This is a genomic window from Flavobacterium sp. UBA4854, assembly GCF_002399805.1.
GTDB classification, from domain to species: Bacteria; Bacteroidota; Bacteroidia; order Flavobacteriales; family Flavobacteriaceae; genus Flavobacterium; species Flavobacterium ginsengisoli.
The window spans coordinates 50,655-56,365 of sequence record NZ_DHEI01000109.1 but is presented as its reverse complement, the minus strand read 5'-3'; the positions used below and the strand labels follow the sequence as shown (position 1 = coordinate 56,365).

Annotated in this window: 5 protein-coding genes and 1 pseudogene; 2 read left to right on the top strand and 4 right to left on the bottom strand. The window is 35.7% G+C overall.

What is annotated here, in order from left to right:
• Positions 1-714 (top strand): annotated as a pseudogene (locus B3J44_RS16520) (isocitrate lyase); the annotation flags it as partial.
• 181 nt (positions 715-895) lie between these two features.
• Here B3J44_RS16520 and B3J44_RS16515 read toward each other — a convergent pair.
• Genes B3J44_RS16515 through purT form a run of 3 tightly spaced genes read right to left on the bottom strand, consistent with a single transcriptional unit; the run spans position 896 to position 2,954 of the window.
• On the bottom strand, positions 896-1,471 hold the full coding sequence (locus tag B3J44_RS16515; protein WP_286969740.1) for a Crp/Fnr family transcriptional regulator: 576 nt from the start codon (positions 1,469-1,471) through the stop codon (positions 896-898).
• Entirely contained in the window at positions 1,471-1,791 is a 321-nt protein-coding gene (locus tag B3J44_RS16510) for a DUF6370 family protein (RefSeq protein WP_286969738.1), read from the bottom strand. Before B3J44_RS16510 ends, B3J44_RS16515 begins: the two co-directional genes overlap by 1 nt.
• A 2-nt stretch (positions 1,792-1,793) precedes the next feature.
• On the bottom strand, positions 1,794-2,954 hold the full coding sequence (gene purT / locus B3J44_RS16505) for a formate-dependent phosphoribosylglycinamide formyltransferase (protein ID WP_414654816.1): 1,161 nt from the start codon (positions 2,952-2,954) through the stop codon (positions 1,794-1,796).
• A gap of 572 nt (positions 2,955-3,526) precedes the next feature.
• On the opposite strand from purT, the gene B3J44_RS16500 reads away from it, so the two are divergent.
• The gene (locus tag B3J44_RS16500) at positions 3,527-4,312 is read left to right on the top strand and encodes a hypothetical protein (RefSeq protein ID WP_286969737.1); all 786 of its coding nucleotides are present in this window, start codon (positions 3,527-3,529) and stop codon (positions 4,310-4,312) included.
• 40 nt (positions 4,313-4,352) lie between these two features.
• Here B3J44_RS16500 and B3J44_RS16495 read toward each other — a convergent pair.
• Positions 4,353-5,711, bottom strand: a 1,359-nt coding sequence (locus B3J44_RS16495; protein ID WP_286969736.1) for a peptidase U32 family protein, incomplete at its 5' end; no start/stop codon positions are given.

Here is a 5,711-nt window from a genome sequence, read left to right as displayed (position 1 = left end):
GGACATTTGGGCGGAAAAGTTTTGGTTCCAACGCAAGAAGCAATAAATAAATTAATTGCGGCACGATTGGCTTCAGATGTTATGGGCGTTTCAACTTTAATTGTTGCCAGAACAGATGCCGATGCAGCTAATTTATTAACAAGCGATGCCGATCCTAGAGACAGAAAATTTCTAACAGGAGAAAAAACGGCTGAAGGTTTTTTCTACGTAAAAAACGGAATAGATCAGGGAATTGCAAGAGGGTTAAGCTACGCGCCTTATGCCGATTTGATTTGGATGGAAACTAGTAATCCGGATTTAGATTATGCGAGAAAATTTGCAAAAGCAATGAAAAAAGAATTTCCAGATAAAATGCTGGCGTATAATTGTTCTCCTTCTTTCAATTGGGCAGCAAAATTATCAGTTGCTGAAATGGAAACATTTAGAGAAGATTTAGCAGCAATGGGATATAGTTTTCAATTCATTACTTTGGCGGGATTCCATGCTTTAAATACCAGTATGTTTGAATTGTCGAGAGCTTACAAAGAGCGAGGAATGGCAGGATATTCTGAATTGCAGGAACGCGAATTCGCTTTACAGAAAAGCGGATTCAGAGCGGTGAAACATCAAGCTTTTGTAGGAACTTCTTATTTCGATGCGGTTCAAAATACGGTGATGTTAGGAAAATCAGCAATAACAGCAATGGAACATTCTACAGAGGTTGAGCAATTTTAATTCGCTATACACGGTTCATTTTTGAGCCGTGTTTTTTTTAGCCACAGATTTCACAGATTGGAAGGATTAAAAAAATGTCGCCACGAATTACACAAATTTTCACGAATTAGATTGAAATAAAATTCGTGAAAATTTGTGTAATTCGTGGCGAAAAAAAATCTTTTTAATCTGTGGCAAAAAATTATTTCTTCAAAAGGCGAGCTTTCATTTTGCTGAAGAATTCTGGTGTTACACCAATGAAAGAAGCGATTTGTTTTTGAGGAACTTTGTGAACTAATGTTCCGTATTTTTTTGTGAATTTTTCAAAGCGTTCTTCCGCAGGTAAACTCAAATTATCCATTAATCTTTGCTGATTTGCAACCAATGAATTTTCGATTAAAATTCTAAAAAATCGCTCCAGTTTTGGAATTTCAAGATACAATTGTTCTTGATTTTCTTTAGATAAAGAAACAACTTCAGCTTCTTCTAAAACTTCTATGAAAAGCTGCCCTGGTTTCTGCGAAAAATAACTGTACATGTCGCTCATCCACCAACCTTCACAGGCAAATGATAGAACGTGTTCTACAATATTATCATTGATATTGAAACTTCGTAAAATTCCGGAATTTACAAAATAAGAATGTTTGCAGACTTCGCCGGCATTTAGTAAAAGCGTTTTGGCTTTGTAATTGTTGGTTTCCAGTTTAGATAAAAAAAGCGCCTGTTCTTCTGGTGTCAGAGAAACGTGTTTGGCAATATTTTCGAGAATTAATGCCATTATTTTTTATCGTCGATTAAGGTAAATGAAGTTGCTTTGAATCTGTTTCCTTTAATTTCTCCTGTAACCAAAGCTTTGCTTATTGCATTGCAGAAACCTTTTTCTGAGTGTGCGTCACCGTGATCGTGAATTGTAGTTCCGTCCACGAAATAGCTTTTTCCGTCGATGCGAACTGCTAAATCACAGCTTTTGCCTTTCATTCCGAATTGACATTCTCCACATGAAGCTTCAACAATTGTTGGTTTATCAAATTTCTTTTTGTCTTGTGCCTGCACTGCGATTCCAATAAAAAGGAAAGTAGCCAATAATATATTTTTCATAGTTAAGAATTTACAGTTATTAATTTCGCTGTTTCTTTTGCGCGTTCAGTTATTTCTTTAATTGGAGTTGAAAGAGAATCATGACTTAAAACAACTCCCATTCTTCTGTAAGGTCTAGAAGTTGGTTTTCCGAAAATCCTAAAATCGGTTTTTGGTAAAGCGGCTACTTTTTCGATTCCAGTAAAAGTTGGATTCGTTGAATCTTCTGATGCTAAAATTACAGCGCTTGCTCCAGCTTTTTCTAAAGTAATTTCAAAAATTGGAAGGCTTAAAATGGCTCTTAAATGCAATTCAAATTCGTTGAAATTTTGAGTTCCTGCTAAAGTTACCATTCCCGTATCATGCGGACGCGGAGAAAGTTCAGAGAAATAAACGCCCTCATTCGTTAGAAAAAATTCAACACCAAAAAGACCGGCACCGCCCAGTGCTTCGGTAATTTTTTCGGCCATATCCTGAGCTTCGTATAAGTCTTTTTCTGAAACTAAAGCAGGTTGCCAGCTTTCCTGATAATCACCACGTTCTTGTCTGTGGCCAATTGGAGCGCAGAATAATGTCGGATTGTTATTTTGAGTAATCGTTAAAAGCGTAATTTCTGAATGGAAATCGACAAAAGCTTCTACAATAACTTCGATAACATCGCCACGTGAACCTGCAACGGCATATTGCCACGCTTTTTCAATATCGCTTTCTGTTTTAATTGTCGATTGTCCTTTTCCTGAAGATGACATTAAAGGTTTTACCACGCATGGAATTCCAACTTCCTGAACGGCTTTTTGCAGTTCTTCTGCTGAAGTTGCGTATTGGTATTTTGCTGTTCTTAGTCCGAGTTCTTTTGCTGCTAAATCACGAATGGCTTTACGATTCATAGTAAAGTTTGCCGCTTTCGCTGAAGGAACAACAGTGATTCCTTGTTTTTCGTAATCGTAAAAACGTTCGGTGCGAATGGCTTCTATTTCGGGAACTATAAAATCGGGTTGGTGTTTGGCTACGATTCGGTCAAGAGCTTCGCCGTCGAGCATGTTGATGACCTCAAAACCGTGAGCAACCTGCATGGCTGGTGCGTTTTCGTAACTGTCAACTGCGATTATGGTTTGTCCGATTCGTTGTGCGGCAATGACAAATTCTTTGCCTAATTCGCCTGAACCTAGGAGTAGTATTTTCATTTTGGAGTAGTGTATTGTTTGAGTAGTAAAAGTAGGGAAAAAGGTTTTTTTAACCGCAAAGTTCGCATAGAATTACGCAAAGAGCGCTAAGTTTTTGTTTTTAAGTTAAAAAAGAACGCAAAGAATTTCTCACGCAGATTTTGGGGATTCAGCAGATTTAATTTAATAATCAACTTATGTTTTAGAAAAAGTAAGCATACAGTTTGTCATTTCGAGGAACGAGAAATCACACTTGGAATTCGACAAAGATTGGCGATTTTGATTGGGGAGTTTCTAATGTGATTTCTCGTTCCTCGAAATGACAAGATTCTGGGAATTATAAACGTAAAAGTTCTTCTGAAACCGTTCGCGTGAGGGATAGTAGTGGAAAGCCCGCAGCCGTGAGGAACGAACAGGCGAGGACTTGGAACGTATAGCCCGACCCGGAGGGACACGCCTAAATTAATATCTTTTTATTGATGAATAACTGCTGTAAATGTTTGTAGAAAATTCACGTTAAATTAATTCAGGAATTTGGATGTAAGCATTAGTATATTTCTATATTTGCTCGCAAAACAAATAATAATCATAAGATGAAAATAAAATTTATTTTAATAATGAGTGCATTATGCATTACGTCGTTTGTACGTTCACAATCAGCTGGTCTTACATTTAATTTTGGAATGGGAGAACAAAAGGCTAATGCTGTAGTTTTTAAAAAGGATAAACAAAAGATTGATGGAATAGTTAATTTTCCTGGGTTTGCAGATAAGAAAGTGAAAATAAAAGTTGGTGAGGAGAATGAAAAGTACGCAAGCAGTGATATAGATTCAATTCAGATTTTAGACGACAACAAAAAATTGTCTTATACTTTTATAAGAACGAAAACAAAGGTGTACAAAAAGAAGGGAACTGAATTTAAGGTTATTGATGAAAACTGGATTTGTAAAATTATTACAGGTAAAGCTTCTCTATATTTAGGTGGTGAAGAATACGGAATAAAAGAAGTGAAGGTTGAAGATGAAAAAACAAAAGAAAAGCTTAAACTAAAGAAAATGCAGGTGGTGTCTAAAGAAATAAATCATTACTTAAAAAGAGGTAATGAAGATTATCCTGTGTTGGTATCGGTGAGTTCAAATGCTCTTTCTGCTGGTTATAATGCTTTTTTTAAGGAGTATGGAGTTTATTATTTTAGTGATAATCCTGAAATTGCTAAAAAAATTGAAGAAAAGGAATATAAATATGATGACATTGAGAAGGTTGTAAATTTGTACAATGTAAAAAAGGAAAAAATAGCGGAATCAAAATCAACGCTAAAGGCTACAAAAATAAAGATTACACCACCTGAACCAAAAACAAAAATTGCAAAGAAGAAATAATAAAAAAGCGATACTTGATTAAAGTATCGCTTTTTTTATGTTAGTGAAAATGATCTTCTTCAATTTCAAATTCAGCATCTTTTTCCCAGATTTCCATTTCGCAAGGTTTGCAGTTGAATTTTAGTTTGTATTCAAGTTCGCCTTGTTTCAGTACTAATGGTTCTTTTACCTTAACACCAACAATATCTTTTTGGTGTATAGGGCATTTTTTTAATTCGTATTTGATGCAATATTTTGTTGTCATTACACGAGATTTTCCTGGATCCCATTGTAATTCGAATGCTTTTTCGATTTCAGTTACACCGTGGCGTTCGTAGAATTTACGTGCTGTTTTGTTTGAAACGTTGTACATGAAATCCAATTTAGTTTCAGGATATGGATGTGACGTTTTTACTAATTGGTGTTCTTCACGAACGTAATTTGCCAAACGAATTTCTGATAATTGTTCGAAAACATTTCTTCTCATTTCGTTGATTTTTGAAATAGGAAGGAACCAGTTTTGTGAAAACATAATGTTAATTTCGTCAGCATTGTAAGGTGTGAAACCTGTTTTTGCCAATTGAACTTTTATGTTCTCTTCGATTGATTCGCCAGTTTTCGTTTGTTCTTTCGGATGCTCTAATTTTACTGTACTTACGTTTCCGTCTTCATCTGTTGCGATTAATTCAAAACCGTTTTCGTTTTCGGTAAGCAATAAAGTAGTTCCGATTTTACGGATGGCACTGTCTTCTCTCTCCACAATTTTGATGAAAGCAGCGTCGTTATTTCTATAGATGAAAGTTCCGTCTTTGATTTCCTTTAAAACGTTTGGATAAACTTTTCCGTTCTCGGCTTTGTTTACGTAGATTCCGTCGGCTTCGTTATTTTCGTTGATGAAACAAAGTCCGTCACCGTTGTTTAGTAATTCGCCGTTTTCGATTTCGTAAGCATCTCCAATTGTTCGAATCAATTTACCAATATATTGTCCTTTTGATTTTGGACTTTCCCAAGAACCAATTGAGCTGTGTCTTTCGTTTACGAAATAATCGGTATAACCACGGTTAAAAGTCCTGCTTAAAGTTGAATCAAAAGTGTAGGTACATTTTCCAGAAGAAGCTTTGATGTATTTATCGCTTCCTTCTAAATAACTGTCTAATTTTTGACGTAAATAAGAAACGTTGTTTTTAACGTAAGCTACATCTTTAAGACGTCCTTCGATTTTGAAAGAAACAATTCCCGCTTCGATCAAATTTGGAATTTGATCTGAAACGTCTAAATCTTTAATAGAAAGCAAGTGACTGTTTCTGATTAAAGTATCTCCGTTTCCGTCGATTAAGTTATAAGGTAAACGGCAGTTTTGTGCGCAAGAACCACGGTTGGCGCTTCGTTCTCCGTTTGCCACACTCATATAGCAGTTTCC

Excerpts from the sequence above, each read along its gene's own strand:
- B3J44_RS16510 (WP_286969738.1), bottom strand. The coding sequence starts at position 1,791 with ATGAAAAATATATTATTGGCTACTTTCCTTTTTATTGGAATCGCAGTG.
- B3J44_RS16515 (WP_286969740.1), bottom strand. The coding sequence starts at position 1,471 with ATGGCATTAATTCTCGAAAATATTGCCAAACACGTTTCTCTGACACCA.
- B3J44_RS16500 (WP_286969737.1), top strand. The coding sequence starts at position 3,527 with ATGAAAATAAAATTTATTTTAATAATGAGTGCATTATGCATTACGTCG.
- purT (WP_414654816.1), bottom strand. The coding sequence starts at position 2,954 with ATGAAAATACTACTCCTAGGTTCAGGCGAATTAGGCAAAGAATTTGTC.